Origin of the sequence: Streptomyces sp. NPDC005195 (assembly GCF_040608315.1) — a bacterium.
Taxonomy (GTDB): Bacteria; Actinomycetota; Actinomycetes; order Streptomycetales; family Streptomycetaceae; genus Streptomyces; species Streptomyces kaempferi.
On record NZ_JBEXHZ010000314.1, the window covers coordinates 1 to 1542 of the forward strand.

Annotated in this window: 2 protein-coding genes; one reads left to right on the plus strand and one right to left on the minus strand. The window is 72.1% G+C overall.

The genetic code is table 11. The features are described 5' to 3' along the window. Window positions 1–12 precede the first annotated feature (12 nt). Window positions 13–1311 (plus strand): M1 family metallopeptidase, encoded by a 1299-nt coding sequence (locus ABZV34_RS39280; RefSeq protein ID WP_356288034.1) that lies wholly within the window; start codon window positions 13–15, stop codon window positions 1309–1311. 88 nt (window positions 1312–1399) lie between these two features. Here ABZV34_RS39280 and ABZV34_RS39285 read toward each other — a convergent pair. Continuing rightward, window positions 1400–1542: alpha amylase C-terminal domain-containing protein (locus tag ABZV34_RS39285; protein ID WP_356288037.1), on the minus strand; the 143-nt coding region annotated here is incomplete at its 5' end.

The following is a 1542-nucleotide window of genomic DNA, read 5'->3' on the forward strand; positions in this document are numbered from 1 at the left end:
GCGGCCGGTCCCGTGGGCACCTCCGGCGCGGGGGACCCGTACTTCCCGCTCGCGGGCAATGGCGGTTACGACGTCCGGCACTACGGCCTGACCCTCGGCTACGACCCCCACAGCCGCCACCTCGACGGCACGGCGGTCGTCACCGCCCGGGCCACCGAGCGGCTGACCCGCTTCGACCTCGACCTCTCGGGGCTGAAGGTCACCGGTGTCACCGTCGACCACGTCAAGGCGTCCTACCGTCGTGCCGGACAGGAACTGGTGATCACCCCCCGTCACTCCCTGCGGAGGAACCAGCAGTTCCGGGTCGCCGTCACCTACTCGGGCGTCCCCAAGCCGGTCACCGACCCGGACGGCTCCCCGGACGGCTGGATCCCCACCGACGACGGCGCGTTCGTGGCCGGTGAGCCGCAGGGCGCCATGACCTGGTTCCCCGCCGACAACCACCCCAAGGACAAGGCCTCGTACGACTTCACGATCACCGTTCCCGACGGAACGACCGCCGTGGCCAACGGAGTTCTGCGCGGGCGGACGACCAGCCACGGCCGCACCACCTTCCGCTGGCGGCAGTCCGAGCCGATGGCCTCCTACCTCGCGACGGCGACGGTCGGCAAGTTCAAGGTCGAGCAGTACACCACCGCCGACGGGCTCAAGGTCTACAACGCCGTCGACCCCCGCGAGGCGAGTGCCGCGGCACCCGTGCTGAAGAAGCTGCCCTCCGTGCTCGCCTGGGAGAGCGGCGTCTTCGGCCCCTACCCGTTCCGCGCCGCGGGGGCCATCGTCGACCGGGCTCCGCAGGTCGGGTACGCGCTGGAGACCCAGACGCGGCCCCTGTACGACTCGGCGCCGGACCTGAGCACGCTCGTCCACGAAAGCGCGCACCAGTGGTTCGGGGACTCCGTCGCCCTCACCACCTGGAAGGACATCTGGCTCAACGAGGGCTTCGCGACGTACGCGGAGTGGCTGTACACCGAGCAGCACGGCGGCAGGAGCGCGCAGCAGACCTTCGACGCCCTGTACGCCAAGCCGGCCGGCAACGACCTGTGGGCGTTCGCGCCGGCCGATCCCGGCAGCGGCGCGCACATCTTCGAGACGCCCGTCTACTCGCGAGGCGCCATGGCCCTGCAGAAGCTGCGCACGGCCGTGGGCGACAGGACGTTCCTGCGCATCCTGCGCACCTGGGCCACCGAGCACCGTGCCGGGCACGGCACCACCGCCGAGTTCGTGCGGCTCTCCGAGCGGTTGTCCGGCAAGGATCTCCACCCGCTGTTCCACACCTGGATCGGCACGGCGGGCAAGCCGTCCTCTGCCTGAACCGCGTTCTCCCCCACCCCCCGAGGGCTCCCGTCCGCGTCCGGCGGCCGACGACGAGCCCTTCGGGCGGGCGGGGGCGCGGCCGGGGTCAGGCGGGGCGCAGCCAGACGGTGCTCAGCGGGGGGAGCGTGAGCCGGATGCTCGCCGGCCGGCCGTGGGCGGGGCGCGATTCGGCTTTGACGACGTCCGGGTTGGTGACGTCGCTTCCGCCGTACCGGGCGCTGTCGGTGT